General features: G+C 40.5%; 21 protein-coding genes and 1 other annotated feature. Of the genes, 2 read left to right on the forward strand and 19 right to left on the reverse strand.

Annotated features, from left to right (window positions below; translation table 11 throughout):
* Positions 1-4 precede the first annotated feature (4 nt).
* The 14 genes from UE46_RS09920 to UE46_RS09980 form a co-directional block, all read right to left on the reverse strand.
* Positions 5-802, reverse strand: a complete 798-nt coding sequence (locus tag UE46_RS09920) for a LicD family protein (protein ID WP_118907585.1) — start codon at positions 800-802, stop codon at positions 5-7.
* A gap of 20 nt (positions 803-822) precedes the next feature.
* Positions 823-1587, reverse strand: coding sequence for a hypothetical protein (locus tag UE46_RS09925; RefSeq protein WP_051492982.1), 765 nt, complete (start codon positions 1585-1587; stop codon positions 823-825).
* A gap of 100 nt (positions 1588-1687) precedes the next feature.
* Positions 1688-2461, reverse strand: coding sequence for a hypothetical protein (locus tag UE46_RS09930; protein ID WP_036061525.1), 774 nt, complete (start codon positions 2459-2461; stop codon positions 1688-1690).
* Positions 2462-2827: 366 nt separating this feature from the next.
* Positions 2828-4780 (reverse strand): glycosyl hydrolase family 28-related protein, encoded by a 1953-nt coding sequence (locus UE46_RS09935; protein WP_036061526.1) that lies wholly within the window; start codon positions 4778-4780, stop codon positions 2828-2830.
* A 219-nt stretch (positions 4781-4999) separates the two neighbouring features.
* Positions 5000-5143, reverse strand: coding sequence for a hypothetical protein (locus UE46_RS16320; RefSeq protein ID WP_159103106.1), 144 nt, complete (start codon positions 5141-5143; stop codon positions 5000-5002).
* A 120-nt stretch (positions 5144-5263) separates the two neighbouring features.
* The gene (argF, locus tag UE46_RS09940; protein WP_077912556.1) at positions 5264-6205 is read right to left on the reverse strand and encodes an ornithine carbamoyltransferase; all 942 of its coding nucleotides are present in this window, start codon (positions 6203-6205) and stop codon (positions 5264-5266) included.
* A complete protein-coding gene (locus tag UE46_RS09945) occupies positions 6202-7350 on the reverse strand; it encodes an acetylornithine transaminase (RefSeq protein ID WP_036061528.1) in 1149 nt (382 codons plus the stop codon). The genes argF and UE46_RS09945 overlap by 4 nt, the downstream gene beginning before the upstream one ends.
* Positions 7347-8099, reverse strand: a complete 753-nt coding sequence (gene argB, locus UE46_RS09950; protein WP_036061529.1) for an acetylglutamate kinase — start codon at positions 8097-8099, stop codon at positions 7347-7349. The genes UE46_RS09945 and argB overlap by 4 nt, the downstream gene beginning before the upstream one ends.
* Positions 8100-8122: 23 nt before the next feature.
* The gene (argJ, locus tag UE46_RS09955) at positions 8123-9319 is read right to left on the reverse strand and encodes a bifunctional glutamate N-acetyltransferase/amino-acid acetyltransferase ArgJ (RefSeq protein ID WP_036061598.1); all 1197 of its coding nucleotides are present in this window, start codon (positions 9317-9319) and stop codon (positions 8123-8125) included.
* Between the two features lie 46 nt (positions 9320-9365).
* Positions 9366-10394 (reverse strand): N-acetyl-gamma-glutamyl-phosphate reductase, encoded by a 1029-nt coding sequence (gene argC / locus UE46_RS09960; RefSeq protein ID WP_036061530.1) that lies wholly within the window; start codon positions 10392-10394, stop codon positions 9366-9368.
* Positions 10395-10602: 208 nt separating this feature from the next.
* Positions 10603-10806, reverse strand: a complete 204-nt coding sequence (locus UE46_RS09965) for a CsbD family protein (RefSeq protein ID WP_036061531.1) — start codon at positions 10804-10806, stop codon at positions 10603-10605.
* Between the two features lie 165 nt (positions 10807-10971).
* Positions 10972-12183 carry a tRNA uracil 4-sulfurtransferase ThiI gene (gene thiI / locus UE46_RS09970; protein WP_036061532.1) on the reverse strand — a complete coding sequence of 404 codons (1212 nt, stop codon included), beginning with the start codon at positions 12181-12183 and terminating at the stop codon, positions 10972-10974.
* Positions 12183-13319 carry a cysteine desulfurase family protein gene (locus UE46_RS09975; protein WP_036061533.1) on the reverse strand — a complete coding sequence of 379 codons (1137 nt, stop codon included), beginning with the start codon at positions 13317-13319 and terminating at the stop codon, positions 12183-12185. Before UE46_RS09975 ends, thiI begins: the two co-directional genes overlap by 1 nt.
* 99 nt (positions 13320-13418) lie before the next feature.
* On the reverse strand, positions 13419-15137 hold the full coding sequence (locus UE46_RS09980) for a septation ring formation regulator EzrA (RefSeq protein WP_036061534.1): 1719 nt from the start codon (positions 15135-15137) through the stop codon (positions 13419-13421).
* 169 nt (positions 15138-15306) lie between these two features.
* Between UE46_RS09980 and UE46_RS09985 the strand changes: the two genes are divergently transcribed.
* On the forward strand, positions 15307-15795 hold the full coding sequence (locus UE46_RS09985; RefSeq protein ID WP_036061535.1) for a GAF domain-containing protein: 489 nt from the start codon (positions 15307-15309) through the stop codon (positions 15793-15795).
* Positions 15796-16011: 216 nt separating this feature from the next.
* On the forward strand, positions 16012-16614 hold the full coding sequence (gene rpsD, locus UE46_RS09990) for a 30S ribosomal protein S4 (protein WP_036061536.1): 603 nt from the start codon (positions 16012-16014) through the stop codon (positions 16612-16614).
* A 98-nt stretch (positions 16615-16712) separates the two neighbouring features.
* Here rpsD and UE46_RS09995 read toward each other — a convergent pair whose 3' ends face one another.
* The 5 genes from UE46_RS09995 to UE46_RS10015 form a co-directional block, all read right to left on the reverse strand.
* Positions 16713-17174 (reverse strand): GNAT family N-acetyltransferase, encoded by a 462-nt coding sequence (locus tag UE46_RS09995; protein WP_036061537.1) that lies wholly within the window; start codon positions 17172-17174, stop codon positions 16713-16715.
* Positions 17167-18426 carry a tyrosine--tRNA ligase gene (tyrS, locus tag UE46_RS10000; RefSeq protein ID WP_036061538.1) on the reverse strand — a complete coding sequence of 420 codons (1260 nt, stop codon included), beginning with the start codon at positions 18424-18426 and terminating at the stop codon, positions 17167-17169. The genes UE46_RS09995 and tyrS overlap by 8 nt, the downstream gene beginning before the upstream one ends.
* A 63-nt stretch (positions 18427-18489) precedes the next feature.
* Positions 18490-18694 (reverse strand) — a binding site (T-box leader).
* Between the two features lie 107 nt (positions 18695-18801).
* Positions 18802-19800, reverse strand: coding sequence for a catabolite control protein A (ccpA, locus tag UE46_RS10005; RefSeq protein WP_118907586.1), 999 nt, complete (start codon positions 19798-19800; stop codon positions 18802-18804).
* 536 nt (positions 19801-20336) lie between these two features.
* Positions 20337-21422, reverse strand: coding sequence for a bifunctional 3-deoxy-7-phosphoheptulonate synthase/chorismate mutase (locus tag UE46_RS10010; RefSeq protein ID WP_036061539.1), 1086 nt, complete (start codon positions 21420-21422; stop codon positions 20337-20339).
* 359 nt (positions 21423-21781) lie between these two features.
* The gene (locus tag UE46_RS10015) at positions 21782-22309 is read right to left on the reverse strand and encodes a YtxH domain-containing protein (RefSeq protein WP_036061540.1); all 528 of its coding nucleotides are present in this window, start codon (positions 22307-22309) and stop codon (positions 21782-21784) included.
* Between the last annotated feature and the right edge of the window lie 16 nt (positions 22310-22325).

Raw genomic sequence — 22325 nt, forward strand, 5'->3', positions numbered from 1 at the left:
CAGCCTATAATCGCTCGACATCTACATGACTATATGTCACTTTACTCCTGTATCGCTCCATATACCCGATACCATACGTTCCGATTATATCCTCGGGTATCCTCGGTATATCATAGTAACTATCCACGAAATAACATTTTTTTGCAGGTATATACAATTCTTTCTGAATAACTTGATGCCTTGTAGTTTTCCTTCTGCCTCCATGGTTTGTATAATATTTTCCGTTTTTTTCTCTAGTGAATAAAAAATAATATAGTCTAAACAAGTGGGCTGTTTTTATTAATTGCAAAAGATAACTATACGCTATCTTGATTTTCTGTCTCTTCTTAGTGCTATTTCTCATGAAAATCATATTTTTGATGATATCGTTTAAAAACATAGTCATACTCGTGCTTATACCCTTTTTTCTTTTTATTTCATCTAGAGGGAAAATATCTATGAAAACATGACTGTAGTCTTGACTCTCTCTATCTTTTTCTGGGTAGTTTACAGTTCTGTTCTTCACCTTTGCAAATGTTAAATAATAGTTAGGATTAGTTGTATAATAATCTAAATAATTATCCTGCAACAACTCATTTTGACAAATACTGATGAACCTTTCAAAATCCTTTCGTGGCATGGAAATATCAATATCATCGTCGTATGCACCAAAACCATTATGCAGGATAGCTCCAGCTAGTGTACCGCCATCTAAGAAATATGTTAAATGATATTTTTTACATATTTCAATAACATTTTTCAAGATGGATAACTGTTGTTCCCTTAACAATTTGACTTTAGTATCTACACTTGAAGCACTCATAAAAAAACTCCTGACTTAGGTTAACTAGACAACTTTATTCCATCTGCTAACACAGATTTTAGAAAACTTGAGAAATATCGCGAACAATGGTCGTGCCTCAAATAATCAGCTTGCTCCACAACTAAGGATATTTTTTGCTCTTCCAAATCATTGATAAGCGGCCTAATTTGAGAAGGATAGTATTCATCTTTACTTGAGTATTGGACATACATCTGCCCATTAAAAGTTACATTGTGAACCGTCTCTCTAATAACCTGATTTAACTCATTCTCACCATTGGGATTTCGTTTGTCTAACATTGGAATCAGATATTCTCTCAATTTCATATTCAAGCAATCGCTAATATAGTACATCGGAGCCCCAACAATTATTTTGGAAGCTTTTAAACGTAACCCAAGATAAATTGCCGCTGTACCGCCCTTACATGAACCCGTGAAAATTTTCTTAGTAATCGCAGTTGAATCACAAATTTCACCAATCAATTCTTCTACCGCATCACGAACTTCCATCCCATTCTTCTCTCCTAGATAAAAAACACCTCTTTTTTCATAACCAAAATTATCGAGTACATATAATCGGTTATAAGGAGTATCTTTCAGTGAACGAACGTGATTATAGACAGATTTTCCTTCTAAAGCTAGTGAACTCAAAACAATAACAAGTGTGTCGCTCTGTGGTACTGTATTCAGTATATATGTTAATCTAGTGCCATTGCTCATCTTTTTCTTACGTTGAATCCACCCAAAATATAATTTTCTACTTTGAGAAATGAACCATTTTTTCAAAAAATGCACTTCCTTTTTTATTTAAGTTTGTATTCTGCTTTGTATGGTGCAATGGAGTATTATTACTGTGCTTTCATCTGAAATTTTCAATTGAAGTTTTCTAATTTTTTTTATCCGTCTTAATATATATTCCTAATTTTTCATGAAGAAAAACAGGGAAAAAGAGCCGCGTGTCTTCATGCTTAAGATATGCTTGTTCGTTTAATTCCATCTCATAGTTATATTGCTTTAACTGCTTTATCAAGCTTTGAGTATGGGGCTGATATGTTTCTTCATTGGATGAATACTGCAGATATATTTTACCTGCATAATCAAATTCAGAGATAGTGTCTAGCAATAATTCATCATATAAATTAGAATTATTCTGAGATTGCGATATTGTTTTAAAAAGGGCGTTCTCATTTGCAATTCCTTCTAAATATAATTTTATTTGCACAATCGGCGAACCGATTATAATATGTTGAACGCTCATACGTATGCCGATATATAATGCAGCAAATGCACCTTTTGAAGATCCTGAGAAAATAGTTTTTCTGATGTTATCCTGTTTCACAATTTGTTGAATTAATTCTTCCACAGCATCCCTCACATCCATGCTTCCATTTTCACCAAGATAAAACACCCCTCGTTTCTCTAGTCCAAAATTATCAAGTATAAATAATCGATTGCAAGACATTTCTTTCAGTGTCCGAATATAATTATAGGCATATTTATTATCACCGCTTGTCATAGCACTAAAAACTACTACTAACTGATCACTCTTGACTTTTTTGTAGTGTAAATAAGTTAATTCTATCCCATTCGACATTTTTTTCTTCTTTTGAAAACAAGTAAAGTATATTTTTTTCATTTGACTTCTGAGTAATTTTTTCATAATTCACCTTACCTATTTTAATCACTGCGTTATCCTTTTTTAGGTGATTTAAAATTTTTTTACCTTGAATCTATACATATACAACAATCCATATGCCGCTATAATATTTTCTGGCATAGATGGAATGCTATACTAGGCTGAATCCTGCAGCAAAATCTTAGTTCTTTAAATTTTATTCAAAAAGGGAGCCTTACAGCATAACTCTGCGTGTTAACCCCCTCAAATTTGAATATCTAAAATAATTGAGGAGGCATGCGCCTATCTATTAAGCTTCATCTATTATTTCTCCTGTTAAAACATTTACTGAGATGACCTTCACACGTTCTGAATTATACCCTCGTAAAATATAAGTACTAGTTATTTTCTTTATTCGAGGCAATGCATAATATTTAAGCTGCCATCTGAATTTAAGTCGCCTCCTGGATATTCTACATCTTCATCTGCTACGTACAGTCCTAGCGTCTTTACCATCGTGTAATTACCCGTTATAAAACTGCCTCCAACTTGGTAATTTGGCGATATCAAAAGGGTAGGTCTGATTATTTCAACATTATGCTCACTTAACTTATTCCCCGCTCTATCTAGCGTTTCAACCTGTATTCCTTTACACCTTCTAAATTCTTTAACAACACCTTTATAGTAGAATTCAAAAGTCCCGTCATCTTTTAGTGTCCCACCTTTTTTCACTATAACAGAGCCATCCATAAGCGTTGCTGTTACAATGAGCGACCATACATCCCCTGAATAAACACCACGAATATAGGTATCCTCCACTAAAAAAGGATTGATAGCTTCAAGTTGTCCTGCCAACACTAACTCACTTTGCATGTATGTCCACCTTAACGAGCCGTCTATCCACTTTCGCAATATTGCTAACTTATGTTCTGAACTATCATCAGATGCAACTAAAACGATATCACCTTCCACATCTTTTACGCTAGAATTATATAAATTATTTTTACTAATAGTCGGTATTGTTATTCGACGTGGTTCTATTCTTGTATTAAAAGTGTAGGTATTCTCTTGATCCAGAGTATTATACTTTCTTCCCATAATTATACTACGCAAGCCTTTATCGACAATTTTAGGTGTTATACCTGAATTAGTGTCTACTGCATAGACAGTTGTATTACTAGCTTTCTCCCCGATATAAATTGTTGCACGATCTCGTATAGTTACTAGATCACAATTATCTAATATATACGCATATTGATTAATACTATTACCTAAGAAACGATTCTCAGAGATAGTGATTTGACTGACTCCCTTACGCCCTTTGTCATCTGTTTGTGGTGCCCCTCCATCAATTGTTACTCCTGATCCCGTTATCTCTTCAAATGTATTACTTTGAATAAAGTGGTATAGAGCCTGCATCTGCCTTCCGTATGTCCCTCTCCGAATATGAATTGCTGGTTTCGAGATATTCGTAAAGGAAGATTCTTTTATCGATATGCCTGCACAGCCTTCTAAGAGAACACCTTGCCTTGGTGCTTGAGCTGGAGTTCTAACCATCTCATCCCCCACTTGTTTGCGTATTATGTTCCCGTTCTCATCTACTTGACTCATGCATGCAATGAATTTCACATTAGTAAGGCTGCTTTCATTTATATTCTCTAAGTGTATAGCTGGTTTTTCAGCTAAATCAATCCGACCACTATCTAGAAGTTTAGTGGTTGTAGTATATATACCGTTAGTCATTGAATCACTTACTGTTGCACTATTATCTATGTGGATATCTCGTAATATAAGACCTTGTCCAAGACCTTTAGCCTTAGTATCAGGTATTTCTCCATATTCACCCACAGCCTTGATTGCAGTTCCTCTTATATTGAAGAAAATTAAGTTTTCGAAAAGACATAAATCATAAGGTCTTAAAATACGTATAGTTGTTGTCGTATTTATTCCCCTTAGATTAAATCCTAAGTTTCTTATGCCTATATTTCGAATAAACGTTCTATTTCCTGGTAATTCAGCCCCATTATAGTAAACAAATTCGAATACAGCATTCCCATCTGTTTGATCATCAAATGACTTTTTCCCAACAAGTTCTTCACTTATAGGGACTATTTGAGTTGACATTGGAGTAAGCCCTTCCAAGGTTACTCCTGCCCTTTTTATATATATTGGTTTTTTCACCACATAGCTACCTGGAGGAAAATATACAATTCCACCTTCTTCAAATAATCCAGAAACCCCATCAATCGGTGACTTGTACAAATCATCAATTGCTTTCTGTATAGCTACTGAATCATCTTTCGTCAAATCTCCATCCCCAAGTGCCCCAAAATCTTTTACATTATTTCTCTTCATCTCTGCCATCTCGTTGTTCTCCTTTTATAAATTTATTTATGTAACAAAAAAAGCATAACATATAATTTGGTAGTATAAATTTAATTAGAGTTGTAATATGTCACTTCCTAACCCGCATAATGTGACAACTTTATGAACTTTAATCAAAATAATCTGGTCTATCGTATCATAATTAAAAAAATAACCTCAGAATCACTAGTAGTATCTAGCAATCCCGAGATTATTTTCTTATATTTTCGTTATTTCCACGTACTCCGTTGATGGACTAAGCGCATCCCGGCAGTCTGTTTCTGTATTTATCGCTAAGAAAAGTCCCTTTATTTCAGTAAATGATTTTCCACAAATAGCGCAAGACGCCACTCTACTTTTCATCTATTACACCTCATTTACTATTCTCATTGCCCATATACTACCATTCCACTGCTCTATGTTAGCCCTGTCAAATATTCAAAAATCCAATACATGCGTAGGAGCACGTACTGGATTTCCATTTTATCCTAAAATCAGCACGAGTAAAGCTTTCTGGGCATGCAGTCTATTTCCAGCTTGTTGATAGACAAGTGATTGGGGGCCATCGATAACCGTCGTTGCGACCTCTTCCTCGCGATGTGCTGGTAAGCAGTGCAAGAAATGATAGTCCGATTTGGCATGTGATACCAGTTCATTCGTCACGGCATAGCCTTTGAAATCTGCAAAACGTTTCGCGTTCTCCTCTTCTTGCCCCATACTCGTCCACACATCCGTATATACAAAATCAGCGTCAGAAACGGCAAGAATTGGATCAGTCGTAATCTCGATTTTAGCACCTGTTTTTGTGGCAATTTTATAGGCTTCATTTAGAACCATCTCATCGGGCTCATAACCTGCTGGCATCGCACATGAAATATCTAAGCCAACCATTGCAGCAGCTAAGAGTAGCGAATGACATACATTATTTCCATCACCGATATACGCAAGTTTCACGCCTTCAAAGGTGTTTTTCACTTCAAAAATCGTCAATAAATCGGCAAGCGCTTGGCATGGATGATGTAGGTCGGTCAAGCCATTTATAATCGGAATCGAAGCGTGTTCGGCAAGTTCCTCGACGCCTTCGTGGCTAAACGTCCGAATCATCACAGCGTTTATATATTCGCTCAAGACATGCGCCGTGTCCTTGATTGGCTCGCCACGCCCAATTTGGAGCTCTTTTGACGACATCACAATCGCTTGACCTCCCAATTGCAAAATTCCAGCCTCAAAAGAAACTCTCGTCCGCGTGGATGACTTATCGAAAATCATCCCTAAAATCTGGCCGCTCAGCGTATGGCTGTAATGCGTTGGATTTGTCTTAATCGCAAGGCCTAACTGCACCAATTCCGCGATTTCTTCATTGCTCCATTCCAGTAAACTCAACATATCTTTACCTTTAGTCGTTTCTTTATGATACATCATTATTTCATCCCTACTTCCTGTTTTATAAGCACTGACGCGATCAAATTCGCCGCCTGTTCAAGCTCTATTTTCGTTACCGTTAACGGTGGTAAAATTCGCAAAACATTGGGGCCAGCGGTCAATGTGAGTAATCCGATTTCTTGTAGCGCCTTAACTACCGAGCCTGCCTCTGTTTCCAACTCTATTCCGAGCATCAAACCATCCCCACGAATCTCGACGATGTTTGCTGCTATTTTTTCAGTGAGCAATTCTTTAAAATAAACACCCTTTTCAGTCACACCTGCAAGGAAATCATCATCAAAAATGATATCAATGACAGTTTCTGCCGCCGCCATCGCGATTTTATTTCCACCAAATGTCGAACCGTGGACGCCTGGCCCAAATGTTTCCGCAAGTTCAGCCTTCCCAACCATCGCGCCAACTGGCAAGCCATTTCCAAGCCCTTTTGCCAATGTAAAAATGTCTGGTTCAATCCCGGCATGTTCAAAAGCAAAACGTTTTCCAGTACGGCCCATTCCTGTTTGGACTTCGTCGATAATGAGCAAGGCACCGTTTTTCTGACATAATTCTGATGCGCCAACTAAAAATTCCGTCGTAGCTGGGAGTACACCGCCTTCGCCTTGAATAACTTCTAGCATGACAGCTGCGGTTTTTCCAGAAATCATGTTTTTAAGAGCTGCTAAATCATTGTATGGTAAGTATGTAAAACCTGGAAGGAGTGCGCCGAAACCATCGTGGATTTTTCCTTGCCCCGTCGCCGTCATCGTGGCAATTGTGCGACCATGAAAGGACTGTTTGAACGTGATAATCTCATCACATCCAGTATGTTTTTTCGCTAGTTTGAGCGCGGCTTCATTGGCTTCTGCCCCACTGTTACAGAAAAATACAGCGCGGTCGACACCAGCGATTAGTTTAGTCGCTACTTGTTCTTGAATACTGCTTTCAAATAGGTTGGATGTATGCCAAATTTGACCGAGTTGATTTTGCACAGAAGCCAGTACCTCGTCGTGACAATGTCCTAAATTGCAAACGGCGATGCCCGATGTAAAATCAAGATACGCTTTGCCATTCGCGTCTTTAACAACGGTTCCTTTCCCTTCTACAATCTCGATTGGAAATTTTGCATATGTTGGAAATAAATCGCTCATCCTATTTTCACCCCATCGCTTATTATTGTCCCTTTGGTAGTGATTTCATTCGTAATAATGACTTGCCCAACACCTTGTGTAACCGCATTTTTCGCGCTTGCGAGTTTGGGAATCATGCCACCCGTGATTACTTCTTTTGCGAATAATTCACCGAGTTCTGCCGTGTCGATATGCGTCAGTACTTCGCCTGCATCAAGGACTCCCGCGACATCCGTCAACAATATAAGCTCCTCTGCTTGAAGCGCCGCCGCGACGGCACATGCCGCTAAATCCGCGTTCACATTCAACCACTGTGTTGCTGTTGTTAAGCCAAGTGGCGCGATAACTGGCACGATTCCTTGCTCCGTCAAATGAGATATCAAATCTGTTTTAACAAGCGTGATTTCACCGACAAATCCGAGTTCGCCGTCCGTCAATTGTTCCGCCTGCATCAGCCCGGCGTCTCCTGCATGTAGCCCCACCGCAGAAATATGTTCCTTTTCGAGCGCCGTTACAATCTCCGGTTGCACTTGTCCGATCAGCACCATTTTCGTCACAGCAAGTGTCTCTTTTGTCGTGATGCGCAAGCCCGCCTTCGTTTCCACTGGAATTTGCAGGGCCTCCATCATTTTATTGATCTGCACGCCGCCACCATGAACGAGCACGACCTGTTTCCCGTTCGCCTGCCACGTTTTGATTTGATTGAAAAAACTTTCATGCAGATGACTTCCCGCGACGCCACCTATTTTGACAACGATTATTTCACTCATCCGATCCCACGCCCCTCTTTAGTTCACGTTCTGTAACACGCATTTATTTTGACATAATCATAGCTCAAATCGCATCCCCAAGCAGTTCCAGTCTCCAAACCACTATGCAAATTCACTTCGATTAAAATGTTTTCCTTTTGTAGATAGTCAGCAAGCACCTCAGGATCATAATCTGCGTTCTCACTTTTCTCCAAAATGGCAGTCTCGCCAATTTTTATTGTGATATTATCCGGTGAAAAACGTCCACCGCTGTAGCCAATCGCACAGATAATTCGGCCCCAATTGGCGTCCTCGCCGAACATCGCGGTCTTCACCAAGCTCGATGATACAATCTGTTTCGCGATCATTCTCGCATCTTCTTTTGACGTCGCACCTTTGACTTGTGCTTCGATCAACTTCGTCGCGCCTTCACCGTCTCTCGCAATGCTTTTCGCTAAATGTTGACATACTGCGTAAAACATCTTTGTAAAAGCAGTAAATTCTGGCGTCCCTTCCGAAAATGCAGTATTTCCAGCACATCCATTGGCCATCACAACCACCATGTCATTCGTTGATGTATCGCCATCCACTGTTATTTGATTGAAAGTTTGATCTACTTTTTGTTTTAGTAATTTTTGCAATAGTTTAGCCGGAACTGCCGCATCTGTCGTAATAAACGAAAGCATCGTCGCCATGTTTGGATGAATCATTCCTGACCCCTTGGCCACGCCTGAAATTGTGATCGTTTTCCCGCCAATTTCAGCTTGCAATGTTAGTTCTTTTTGCACTGTATCCGTCGTTAAAATCGCTTCATGAAAACCGCTGCTCGTTCCTGATTTTACAACTAGCGATTCGATGCCCGCTGTCACTTTTTCCATTGGTAAATAGTCTCCGATAACACCAGTCGAAGCCACTGCTACCGCTGTTTCGGCAATTCCTAAATGCTTCGCCGTTATCGCTCGCATCGCAAAACCATCTTCCAAGCCCTGTTTTCCTGTACAAGCATTCGCGACTCCGCTATTCACAACGATTGCCTGCAACGTCTGATCCGCCGCCAAACTATCTTTCGTTATAAAAATTGGTGCTGCCTGCATTTGATTCATCGTATAAACCGCAGCCGCTTCAGCAGGAGTTTCCGAAAAAATAACGCCGATATCCTTCTTTCTACGCTTCAATCCACAATGCTTCCCGTCCGCATAGAAACCAAGCGGCGTCGCAATCGTACCATCTTCAATCAAGATCCAATCCTCTTTTTCTAATAGCTTCTCCATCGTATTTCCCCCTAAATCAAGGATAAACCGGTATAAAATCAAGCCCAGCCGTTTCCTCAAATCCGGCCATCAAATTCAAATTCTGAATCGCTTGTCCCGCCGCCCCTTTGACCAAATTATCAATCACCACAACAATCGTAATCATATTCGTTCGTTCATTATAACAAAGCCCAATATCGCAAAAGTTCGATGCCGTCACCTGTTTCAAACTCGGATAAACATCCTTGTCCTGAACTCGCACAAATGGCTTCCCATCATAGCTTTTTCGGTAAAGTGCAAGCAGTTCCTCCGTCGATGTCGCATCTTTCGCCTTCACATAAATCGTTGCAAAAATGCCTCGCGTCACTGGAATGAGCGATGTCGAAAACGTAATCGCATCAATCCCCGCGTCCCAAACACGCAACTGCCGGATAATCTCTGGAATATGTTGATGCTGATTCATCCGATACAGCGTCATGTTCTCGTTCGTCTCCGGAAAATGCGTATTCGCACTCGGCGTCTTGCCCGCCCCTGAAATTCCCGATTTCGCATCCACAATAATCGAATCAGCCTCGATCTTACCTTCCATCACAAGTGGCGCTAAACCAAGCAAAGTCGCCGTCGCGTAACAACCAGGATTCGAAATAAATGTCGTCTCCACATTCTCGCGCCATTCCGCCAACCCATACTCCGCTTGATTCAAATAAGCCTCAGGCGCCGCGTCCTTGTTATACCACTTCTCATATTTTTCCTTCGACAACCTAAAATCTCCCGACAAATCAATGACCTTCATTCCCGCATCGATAAACGGTTGCGCTGCTTCCTTGGCCACCCCACTAGGCGTTGCTAGAAAAACAGCTTCACTTTCCTCCGCGATTTTGGTCACGTCAATCTCGGCAAGCTCATGATGATAAACCGTATGTAGATGAGGGTAGAATCGCGATATATCGTCCGTCTGGGCGGAGAAACTATGCAAAGATACGATCTCAACGTGCGGATGTTGATGTAACAATCGGAGTAATTCAAGACCTCCATAACCTGTTGCTCCAATAATCGAAACTTTCATGCTTTTCCCACCCTTCTTATTTTTTATGATAAAACTTATTATAAACCTGTATATTTATAATGTCAAATGGTTTTTTATAAATAATTACGCTTATTTATGCGTTTTATATGTATATTATCGCTTATTTTATGCAAAATAGATTCACATCCTAGTTTGACCTTATCAAAAAAAGCCGCTCATAAGAACGACTTTTCCATACGAATACCTGTTATTTCTCTTTATCCGATTCCTTTTTCATACCTTTTTTCAAGCCTTCTGCGGCTTCCTTTACATCCGACGCGGCTTCCTTCACTTTGCCCTTCGTTTTCTCCACAAAGCCCTCTGTCTGCTTCTCTTTATCGCCAGTCAATTTCCCTGTCTTTTCTTTGACATCACCTTTTAATTGATCCTTCTTGCCTTTATCGTCTACCATAATATTCATTCCTCCTTCAAATTCAAGCCAACGATCATTTTCACAAGCGCTGACTTGGCTATATTTATTTTTTACCCTAACAACAATTGAAAAAACATGTCTGAAATATCACAAAATTCACTACAAAAAAAACGATACCGCAAAATTGGGCATCGTCTCACTTTTTTAAAATAGATCTGAAAATTCATCCTGTACTTTCTTCGTATCAGCAACTTCCACTGAAAATGTTTCTGTCATATTCACAGCTTCTTGTACCATCGCCTCAAAATCGATAAAGCTCTCGTAACGCTCTACTTTTTCTAATTTAGGGCGTGTTTTTGGAGAAGGAGGCGTGAAAATCGTACAGCAATCCTCGAACGGCTGTACCGAAATATCATACGTATCAATTGCTTGTGCAATCTCAATAATCTCATTTTTATCCATCGATACTACAGGTCGGATAATCGGCGTTGGCGTCACAGCATTGATCGCAAGCATGCTCTCTAGCGTCTGACTCGCCACCTGGCCTAAACTCTCACCATTCACAATCGCCAATCCTTCACGACGGCGACGCAGTTCATCCGTAATCCGCAACATCATCCTACGCGTCACTGTCATTGTAAAGCCTTCTGGAATCTGTTTTTTAATCATTTCTTGAATCGCTGTAAATGGTACAACATGCATCTGTACTTGACCGCTATATTGTGCCAATTTACCAGCTAAATCAACCGCTTTTTGCTTCGCGCGTTCACTCGTATATGGTGGACTATGGAAATGCACTGCCTCGACTTCAACGCCACGTTTCATCGCCAAATACCCCGCAACAGGACTATCAATCCCGCCCGAAAGCATCAACATCGCGCGCCCAGAAGAACTCACCGGCAAGCCACCAGCACCTTGAATCGTTTGGCATGACAAGAAAATACCTTCGCTTCGAACGTCTACAAGCAACTTCACGTCTGGCTTCTTCACATCAACATGTAAATCCTCCATATTCTGCAAAATATACCCGCCAAGCTCCTGATTAATCCCGTTCGTATCGAGCTCAAACGAACGATCCGCACGGCGCGCATTCACTTTAAAACTACCACCTGGCTGATGCATCGCACGTACAAGTGACAACCCAGCTTGCTTCATTTCCTCCAAATCTTGAGGTACCCGAACCGCCGGACTAAACGACTGAATGCCGAAAATCGGACGCAAACGCTCTAAAATAACCTGATCATCCGCTCCATTCAATAGCAAATACATCCGATCCCGTTCGCCAAACACTTTCACTTCTGGAAAATCTGCAATTGCGCGTTTCACATTATGCGCTAATTTTTTAATAAACTGTTTCCGATTACGGCCTTTTGTTGATAATTCGCCGTACCGAACGACTATACGATCATATTTCATCATTTCACCACTTCATTCAAATTTTTGATAATCACTTGTATTACTTCTATAAAACGTTGCGCTTCTGCCATCGTGTTTTGATAAGACAGGCTCACGCGAACTGCACCTACCGCCTCTTCATCCGTCACCTTCATTGCTTTTAACGTACTGCTGGCGAGTTTGGCACGGGAAGAACACGCGCTTGTCGTCGAAACATACATTTCATATTCCTCGAGCGCATGGACTAAAATTTCACCGCGATGCCCAATAACGGAAAAACAGCAAATATGAGGAGCGGCCTTCTTTTTATCTGTATGAATCGATACTTCCGGAATGTCGGCAAGCGCCGTTAGCAAATAATCACGAATCGTCTCTAAGTCTGTGAAATGCGCTTTTTGATCCTCCAAACCGATTCGTAAAGCCTTCGCAAACGCCACTACTCCAGCCGTATTCTCCGTTCCATTACGCAGCCCAAATTCCTGTCCACCACCATCTAAAAGCGGCGTCAATGATACACGTTTCTTCTTTATTAAAACGCCAGTTCCCTTCAAGCCATGCACTTTATGTCCAGAAACGCTCACTAAATCGATCCCTGCCATATCAAGCGCCACTTTTGTCAAACCTTGCACATGGTCCACATGAAAAAACGTCTGCTCTCGGTCCTCAAGTAGCGTCGCAATCTCCGCTATCGGTTGCACAGAGCCGACTTCATTGTTCACATGCATCACAGACACTAAAATCGTATCTTCGCGCAATGCATTTTTCAAATCTGCCACCGAAATGACACCGGATGCGTCTACAGGAAGGCGCGTGACCTCAAAGCCTTGCGTCTCCAAATACCGCATCGTATTTTGAACGGATGGATGCTCGATTGCCGTCGTAATTATATGTTTCCCTCTATTAGAATAGAAACCAGCGATGCCTTTTATCGCCATGTTGTTACTTTCCGTCCCACCCGATGTAAAAATAACTTCTTCAGGACTCACGCTAAGCATTCCTGCCACAAGTGTTCGCGCCTGTTCATGCAAGTCGCTCACCTTCGCGCCATACCGATGAAGCGACGACGGATTCGCAAAATAATTCGTCGCTACTTTTGTATAGGTTTCCACGCACGCATCTAGCGGTTTCGTCGTTGCACTATTATCAAAATAAATCATTTAAAAGCCTCCACGATCCTATTCTCACTAATTATTTTACCACACATGTCAAGCCTTGCATTAAAAAAGCGAGGAATCAAGTTCCCCGCTTTTCACTATTCATTCAACTTCATCCACATTAATCTTCATTTCATATGCTTTTTCAATTTTCTTAAACGCATTTGGTTCCACTTTTTCCAAAGCAGTTACCGCTATTTCTAAGGCTTTTTTATATTGATAGTCGTCATAAAAATGATCTTCTGCTTTACGAAGAGCGATTGCAAGGTCTGGTGTACGTAGACGATAACGATTGGCGTATTGGATAACATGCTCCACTAAATGGACGTTCTCAATCATTTCATCCGCTTTTTCTGTCAAATGTTCGAGATCTTCTTTCGCCACACGCCATTCATTGTTCACAGCTTTCATATTCAGTGGTTTCTCTTCCAGCTTGCTTTCTAATTTTGAAATCGATGCTTCCATATGTTCGCATAGCGTGATATACTCATCAGGCTTACCAGGAAGGCGCTCACGATCTAGCCTTTGATTCAAGTTCATAATCGCTCGGCGCATGCGCTTAGCATCCTCACGCGCCTCGAGCTCATCTTTTCTGAGCGAACGCAACTCCTCAGCAAATGTATCTTGTTCCAGTGCAATGCCAGAAACAATCGCGTCAATTTCTTTTAACGTATCCTCTGCCGCCGAATAAGCAATTTTAACTTCAGACAAGCGTTCTGTGACCGTTTCGAGCTGTTCTTTTTGCGTTTGCAATTGGCTCGCCACTTTCAAATAGACCGCCAGTTCGTCATCTGCCACGTGATATGTCTGCTTCACTTCTTTAATTTGTTCCGCAAGCGCATCTGATACAGCCATTTGCTTCTCTAATTTCGCTTCCACAACAATACGGTTTTCTTTCACAAAATGACGCGCCTCAACTTCATGCTCCAGCGTATCATAAAACAGATTAATCTCCGTATGCAGCTCCGCCACGCCATTCTCCACAGCTTCAAGTTCACCCGCAACAATCTTGCCTTTTAAATCAGAAACCCGATGACTCATTCGCTCTAACTCCGCTGCTAATTGTAATTGCTCTAAATAATAACCTTGATTCGCCATTTCATCGTAGCCTGCTTGTAGTTTACTCATTTCATCTGGCAAAATGATATCACTTTCGCGTAACAAGCTTGGAATTTTATCCATCTTATTCGCCAATTTTTCTAAATCATGCTGTAGATTAAGCACGGTTTCTCGCGCTTCCAAGTAGTCACCTTGCTCCGTTAACATATCAAATCGGTTCAAGTTTTCCGCGACCGTATCAAGTTCTCCCTCAATACTGTGTAACGCATCGCCAAGTTTGTAACCATTGCTAAGCACATCGCGGCGTATCGTCGTAAACGTATCTTTTGCCGCGCGAATATCGAGTGCATTGCGTTCTTCACTAGCAATTAATTCCTTCAATCCTCGCAAAATTTGCTTCATCTGCGTATCAATATCATGAATAACTTGCTCCACCTGATTTTCCATCTGCGTTGCTTTTCCAAATTGATAACGGTCTGTATGTTGCTCTGCCCCTAGGATATATTCTTCTAAATCAGGAAATAGTTTCGTTGCAATCTCGTCCCAAGAATCACGCCACGATTCAAATAAATCCTCTGTCTGCCCTGTTAACCGTAATTTCTTCACTTTCGTAAGCTCATCAATGACCGGACGCTCCATCAACTCAATTTTCTGTGCCTCAAGTGCGTTGATGCGTTGATAATGCTTTCGTTTCATTATGTATCCGACTGCGAAAATGACTGCTACAATCACCACAAAGCCGACTAAATACCAAACAAACATGTTGCTTCCTCCTACTATTCAATTTTATCTCTATTTTCAAATCGCTTCATTAAGTAAAAATAATAATTTCATGCTATACTAATTTCATTATACACATAGACTATTCTAACACGATTCTCCCGTATTTGCCTTATTTAAAATCAAAAATAATGAAAAAGTGGTGAAAAAAATGATTGAAATTCCAAAATTTACAGGAACAAAAGCAGAAAACTACCAATTATGCGTTAAACAAGTGGAAGCAATGATTGCTGGTGAGCCCAATTTTATCGCTAATATCAGTAATATTTCCGCCCTATTAAACCAAGCTTTAACCGATATTAACTGGGTCGGCTTCTATTTATATGAAGAAAGCACGAATCAGCTTGTTCTCGGACCGTTCCAAGGTCTTCCCGCATGTATTCGCATCCCGCTTGGCCGAGGCGTTTGTGGCTCAGCAGGACAAGAACGCAAAACATATCTTGTTCAAAATGTGAACGAGTTTCCTGGACATATCGCATGTGACGCGGCCTCCAAGTCTGAAATTGTTATCCCGATCGTGCATCAAGATAAACTTGTTGGCGTGCTTGACGTAGATAGCCCGTCCCTAGAACGCTTCGACACAACAGATCAGGAATATTTAGAACAAGTCGTTGCCATTTTAACAAAATCTATACAATAAAGATTGACAACACCCTATAAACTATACTATACTAAAGATCGTGTAAAATGCAGCTTGAGTGAAATGAATAAGACCGTTGTTTATCCCCGATTTTTCGTGGTGTATCCTGTAACCTGCTGCTGCAAGGGCGAAGATACATGAAGATAAACTGCACTTATTTGGTTAATCACACTTGTTTGTTTTATGCTAAAACAAATATAAAGGAGGAGTCAATCAATGGCTCGTTATACAGGTCCAAGCTGGAAAATTTCCCGTCGTTTAGGGTTATCACTTTCAGGAACAGGTAAAGAATTAGAACGTCGTCCGTATGCTCCAGGGCAACACGGTCCAACACAACGCAAAAAAATCTCTGAGTATGGTTTACAACAAGCAGAGAAACAAAAATTACGTCACATGTACGGCTTAACTGAACGTCAATTCAAAAACACGTTTAATAAAGCTGGCAAATTACAAGGTAAACATGGTGAGAACTTCATGATCTTACTAGAACAACGCCTTGACAACGTGGTATATCGCTTAGGTCTTGCTCGCACTCGTCGTGCAGCACGTCAACTAGTAAACCACGGTCACATTTTAGTAGATTCAAAACGCGTAGACATTCCTTCTTACCAAGTATCACCTGGTCAAGTAATCAGTGTTCGTGAAAAATCTCTAAAATTATCAGCAATTGCAGAAAGCTTAGATGTTGCAGCATTCGTGCCTGAATACCTAACTTTCGACGCTGAAAAATTGACAGGTACATTAAACCGCCTGCCAGAACGTTCAGAATTACACGCTGAAATCAACGAAGCGTTTATCGTAGAATTCTATTCACGTTAATACGCCTTATCAAAGAAGTTTGGATGCAAAAAGCATCCAAACTTCTTTTTTTGACAAAAAAAGACCGTTACGAGTTCCCCCGCAACAGCCACCTTTTCCTATAAACGTTTCCTCATATTGATATCAATCGCTTCAAACCCCATATTCTCATACACATGTAGTGCTCGCTTATTATGTCCAAAAACATGCAGCTCAATCTCTGAGATACCTTCATCACGCGCCTTTTCTTCAAGCACGCGTAACAATTCGCTTCCGTAACCCTGATTTTGAAATGCCTCAAAAATCATAATATCATAGATAAAGTACGTATCTTTCTCTTCAAGAACCCATAACGTCCCAACTTTTTCATCATCCTCATTACACACATTCCAGAGCAAATGATCTTTTGTCATGACGCCTTTTGGTAAAAGATGCAACATATCAAATCTCGCTTGATCGAGCGCATCTTCCTTATCCCAAAGCCCAGCCCGAATTTTGTCCTCCGCATAATTAACGCTTAGATTTTCAGAGAAATCTTTGAATTCCTCTTGTTTCATGGGCTCAAAATACAGCTTACTCATAGCGCACCAAGAAATATTTCTTCTTACCACGTCGCACAATTGTAAAGCGATTTTCCACGCGATCTGCCTTTGTCACAACTTTTTCAAGGTCTTGTACACGCTCACCATTAATGTAAATCGCGCCATTTCCAATATCCTCACGTGATTGGCGCTTCGAAGGCTCGATTCCAAGCTCCACAAGCCAATCTACAAGCAACGCCTCTTCTTGCCCTGCCGTAAACGTTGGTACGTCTTTAAAACCTTGCTCAATCTCATCCGCCGTCAACGCCTTCACATCTCCGCTAAATAACGCTTCTGAAATCTTAATCGCTTGATCGAGCGCTGCTTGCCCATGAATAAAGCGTGTCATTTCAGCTGCTAAAGAACGTTGTGCCGCACGACGATGTGGTTCTAATTTTACCGCAGATTCCAGATCACTAATTTCGCCTTGATCTAAGAATGTGAAGTATTTCAAGTATTTCACAACATCACGATCATCCGTATTAATCCAGAACTGGTAAAACTCATATGGCGTCGTCTTCTCTGGATTCAACCAAATCGCGCCACCTTCCGTTTTACCAAATTTCGTACCATCCGCCTTCGTCAATAACGGAATCGTCAGCCCAAACGCTTTAGAACCCTCGCCTTGTTTCTTACGAATTAAATCAAGTCCGGCCGTTATATTCCCCCACTGATCACTACCACCAATTTGCAGGCGACAATTATGTTTTTCATACAACTCATTGTAATCCATCGCTTGCAAAATTTGATATGCGAACTCTGTAAACGAAATCCCGACTTCCAAACGATTCGCCACGATATCTTTCGCTAACATCGTGTTCACATTGAAATTCTTCCCATAATCACGCAAGAAATCAAGCACCGTTAAATCCTTCGTCCATTCATAATTATTCACCATGATCGCACCATTATCACCAGAAAAATCAAAAATTGTCTCTAGCTGGCCACGTAAACTTTCCACATTCTTATTTACTTGTTCGATGGATTGTAGTTGACGCTCTTCTTTCTTACCGCTCGGATCACCGATAGACCCTGTTGCGCCGCCGACTAAAATAATTGGACGATGCCCCTTGTTTTGGAAACGACGCAAAATCATAAATGGAATCAAATGCCCAATATGCATCGAATCTCCCGTTGGATCAATCCCGCAATATAGCGAAATCGACTCTTTCTCTGTTAATTCACGAAGTCCCGCCTCATCCGTTTGTTGGTATATCGCGCCACGCCATTCCAGTTCATCAATAATATTCATCTCAACCGCTCCTTTTCGAGTTTAATTCTAGCTAAAAAACAAAAACGCCCCTCCGTCAATAGACGAAGGGACGCAAAATATACGTGGTACCACCCAACTTAGGAAATAAATCTTCCTCGCTTCATTAAGATAACGGCAAAAACCGTTTGCAAATGCAAATACGCTCCAGGATGTAATTCGTCATAACTTATTTGTACTGGTTTACAGCGACCACCAGCTCTCTTTTCTACAGGGATAAGCGACTACTTCGTCCGTTCATAGCTTTACGATATATGATTGTACTTCTATTTTTAACATAGCACGAAACAGATGTCAAGATGCACCACAGAAAAAGCCGAGCAAATCTATTTCTAGATCACCCGACTCTCCGTAAAATTAACGCGTAGTTCCGCGCATTTTCTCGCTATGTGGCAAAATAACTGTTTTTTCTTCTACTTCTTCGCTTGCCATCAATTTCGTTAATAGACGCATGGCAACCGCACCGATATCGTAAAGTGGTTGAACAACCGTCGATAATTGCGGACGTGCCATTAAAGTTAATTTGGTGTTATTAGATGTTACGATTTCAAGCTCTTCCGGTACTTTCACACCTGCATCAAGTGCAGCATTTAAAACACCCATTGCAAGCTCATCATCTGCCACATAAACTGCGTCTGGAGTAGCCTTTAAAGCACTTAATTGCGCCCAAGCTTTGACACCAGCTTCGTAATTGTAAGCAGCCTCTAAAACATAGTCTTCGTTAAATTTAATTTTCGCTTCTTTTAGTGCCTCACGGTAACCGCCCAATTTTAGCTCGCTGTTCACTGGTTGATCTAGCGAACCACTGATAAACGCTATTTTTTTACGGCCATTCTTCGTGAAGCGAGATACAGCCTCATAGCTTGCCTGTTTATAATCGATATTTACAGATGCAATTTTGTTCGCTGGATCGACGGAACCTGCCAAAACAACCGGCGCTGGTGAACGATCAAATTCCTCTTGTAATTGCTCAGAAATACGTTCTCCCATATAAATAATGCCGTCAACTTGCTTACCTAGCAATGTATTCAACACCTGTAGCTCTTTATCTTCATTTTCATCCGAGTTACTTAAAATAATATTGTATTTGTACATTGTTGCAATATCTTCAATTCCGCGCGCTAATTCCGCATAGAAAACATTCGAAATATCTGGAATCATCACACCAACCGTCGTTGTTTTCTTACTGGCAAGTCCACGAGCCACGGCGTTAGGACGATATCCTAATTGTTTGATAACATCTAAAACTTTCTTTCTTGTGATTGGTTTAACGTTCGGGTTGCCATTGACAACTCGAGAAACCGTCGCCATCGAAACATTCGCTTCACGCGCCACATCATAAATTGTTATATTCATTTGTTTTCACTCTCCAAATTTATTTTATTTTAACGGTTAGCCATATGTAACCATTGTAAACGTACACAACCGTGCCTACACTTAATAATACGATAGTTTTTTTCGTTATGCAATTGTTTTCACTTATTATTTACATTACTAAAAATTCAGAAGAAAGCGTTTCATTTGATTATTCACCAAAAAAACCAAAGAATCTCCACACACAGCCAATGTATTCCCTTACAAAAATCTATCTAACTACCCACCTCATAATTTCAAGCACTAAAAAAAGTGATTAGGAAATCATTCCCTAATCACTCTCAAAACACGATTCACTTATAAATCCGATCTCCCCACCAAACCTCAGCGTGGCGACAAATGATTAGCTCCTAGGCAAAAGCGAGTACCAGGGCGGAGCGTACTAGAGTACGTTGACTGAAAACAAGGAGGGAGTCTCATCCCCGACCATGTGAGAAGTTATGCGAAACGCAGTGTAGAAGAGCACTGGAACGGAGCTTTTAACGACGGAGCTGATCGTTTGTCGCCACGCTGACCGCTTATTGGATGTTGGATGGGACTAATTTTGAATTTAAAATAGCTTCCCAGAAAGCGTCGAACTCTTTCAAATCCATTTGTTGTGCCGAGTCAGATAAAGCTACTGCTGGGTCTGGATGTACTTCGGCCATAACGCCGTCTGCCCCGATTGCCAATGCCGCTTTAGAACAAGGAAGTAGTAAATCTTTACGTCCTGTAGAATGCGTCACATCGACCATTACCGGTAAATGTGTTTCTTGTTTTAGAATTGGAACTGCGGAAATATCTAATGTATTACGTGTAGCTTTTTCATATGTGCGGATACCACGTTCGCAAAGAATAATTTGATCATTACCTTGAGCCATGATGTACTCAGCAGCACCGATAAACTCTTCAATCGTTGCAGATAAACCACGTTTTAATAGAATCGGTTTGTCGACTTGACCTACCGCTTTTAGAAGTTCGAAGTTTTGCATGTTACGAGCACCGATTTGGATAACGTCAATATGATCTAACGCCGCGTCGATATCACGAGGTGTCACGATTTCACTAATAACGCCTAAGCCGAACTCATCGGCTACACGTTTTAGAATTTGTAGGCCTTCTAAACCGAGACCTTGGAAGTCGTATGGGCTTGTACGTGGCTTAAATGCGCCACCGCGAAGTAATTTCAGGCCTTTATCGCGAACAGCTCCAGCAACGGTAGCTACTTGTTCATAGGATTCAACAGAGCAAGGACCGAATACAAATGTTGGTACGCCATTTCCGATCGGCACGCCATTCACATTAACAATTGTGTCCTCTTTCTTATTTTTACGAGAGACAAGTAAAGCCTTCGAGTTGTCATCTTCTTGCAACTCCAAACCAGCTTTAAAAATTTCTTTAAATAGCTTCTCAATCGTGCTATCTTCAAAAGGACCTTCGTTTGCATCTGTGATCGCGTTTAACATTTGACGCTCACGAACTGGATCAAAACGAATCACACCTTGCATTCCTTTGATTTTGCCGATCTCTTTCACTAAATTTGCTCGTTTATTAATAGCCTCTAAAACCTCGATGTTTAAGCTATCAACTTGTGCTCGTAATTCTTCTAAATTTGGATTTCCCATGATTTTGCCACCTCTCCAATTTCCCTGTATATGATTGTACAGTATAGTATTGTATTATAAATGATAACGATTGATTTGTCACCATGTCGCTTTTCTACTTAAGCGCTTTTAAGTGTTAAAGCGACTAATATAGATTAATAGTAACATTCTTAATCTATAATTGCAAGCTTATTTTTCAAGTAGCAAAGGGGCGTTACATATAAATACGCTTATTATAAATCGTTTACACCCAATTACCTCAAATGAGAGATTTTCATGAGAATATAATGACTATTTCATAACGAAAAATAACAGGATATAAACAAAGTAGTAAACTTTGTTTATATCCTGTTATACTCAGGCGATTTCTCACTTAGTTGTTATTTCTTCAATTCTTTTTTCGCGTCGTCAACAATTTTCTCTGTCTTGTCTTTCGCTGTTTTCGAAGCATCTTTTACTTCTTCTTTTGTTTTATCAGCCGCATCTTTTAGTTCTTTTTCTGTGTCTTTCGCTTCTGATTTGAAAGTTTCCGCAGCTTTTTTAGCCGCTTCTTTTGTTGCTTCTGTACCTGCTACAGCTGTTTCTTTTACTGATTTTGCTTGTTTAGAAACTGTATCATATAATTGACCTGATTTGTCTCTAACTACTTCAACAAAACCTGATGTAGAATCGATAATGGCATCTTTTTTATCTTTTGCTACATTGCCAATCTCGATGCCTTTTTCGTAAGCAACGTCTTTCCATTGTGCACCTTTTTCTTTCATCACGTCTACGTGCTCATTTAAGTCACCGCGTAGTTCTTTACCTGATTTTGGAGCTAAAAGTAGTGCCGTTACAGAACCTACGATCCCTCCGATTAAACCACCGATTAGAAGATCTTTTACGTTAATTCCATCTTTTCCAGACATATATATTACCTCCATA

The sequence above is a fragment of the Listeria weihenstephanensis genome, assembly GCF_003534205.1.
In the GTDB taxonomy this organism is placed as follows: domain Bacteria; phylum Bacillota; class Bacilli; order Lactobacillales; family Listeriaceae; genus Listeria_A; species Listeria_A weihenstephanensis.

Coding starts and splice junctions, on each gene's coding strand:
- UE46_RS09995 (WP_036061537.1), bottom strand. CDS start 17,174: ATGAGTAAGCTGTATTTTGAGCCCATGAAACAAGAGGAATTCAAAGAT.
- UE46_RS09935 (WP_036061526.1), bottom strand. CDS start 4,780: ATGGCAGAGATGAAGAGAAATAATGTAAAAGATTTTGGGGCACTTGGG.
- rpsD (WP_036061536.1), top strand. CDS start 16,012: ATGGCTCGTTATACAGGTCCAAGCTGGAAAATTTCCCGTCGTTTAGGG.
- UE46_RS09920 (WP_118907585.1), bottom strand. CDS start 802: ATGAGTGCTTCAAGTGTAGATACTAAAGTCAAATTGTTAAGGGAACAA.
- UE46_RS09985 (WP_036061535.1), top strand. CDS start 15,307: ATGATTGAAATTCCAAAATTTACAGGAACAAAAGCAGAAAACTACCAA.
- UE46_RS09965 (WP_036061531.1), bottom strand. CDS start 10,806: ATGGTAGACGATAAAGGCAAGAAGGATCAATTAAAAGGTGATGTCAAA.
- UE46_RS16320 (WP_159103106.1), bottom strand. CDS start 5,143: ATGAAAAGTAGAGTGGCGTCTTGCGCTATTTGTGGAAAATCATTTACT.
- ccpA (WP_118907586.1), bottom strand. CDS start 19,800: ATGAATATAACAATTTATGATGTGGCGCGTGAAGCGAATGTTTCGATG.
- thiI (WP_036061532.1), bottom strand. CDS start 12,183: ATGAAATATGATCGTATAGTCGTTCGGTACGGCGAATTATCAACAAAA.
- UE46_RS09980 (WP_036061534.1), bottom strand. CDS start 15,137: ATGTTTGTTTGGTATTTAGTCGGCTTTGTGGTGATTGTAGCAGTCATT.
- UE46_RS10015 (WP_036061540.1), bottom strand. CDS start 22,309: ATGTCTGGAAAAGATGGAATTAACGTAAAAGATCTTCTAATCGGTGGT.
- argB (WP_036061529.1), bottom strand. CDS start 8,099: ATGAGTGAAATAATCGTTGTCAAAATAGGTGGCGTCGCGGGAAGTCAT.
- argC (WP_036061530.1), bottom strand. CDS start 10,394: ATGAAAGTTTCGATTATTGGAGCAACAGGTTATGGAGGTCTTGAATTA.
- UE46_RS09945 (WP_036061528.1), bottom strand. CDS start 7,350: ATGAGCGATTTATTTCCAACATATGCAAAATTTCCAATCGAGATTGTA.
- UE46_RS09975 (WP_036061533.1), bottom strand. CDS start 13,319: ATGATTTATTTTGATAATAGTGCAACGACGAAACCGCTAGATGCGTGC.
- UE46_RS10010 (WP_036061539.1), bottom strand. CDS start 21,422: ATGGGAAATCCAAATTTAGAAGAATTACGAGCACAAGTTGATAGCTTA.
- UE46_RS09930 (WP_036061525.1), bottom strand. CDS start 2,461: ATGAAAAAATTACTCAGAAGTCAAATGAAAAAAATATACTTTACTTGT.
- tyrS (WP_036061538.1), bottom strand. CDS start 18,426: ATGAATATTATTGATGAACTGGAATGGCGTGGCGCGATATACCAACAA.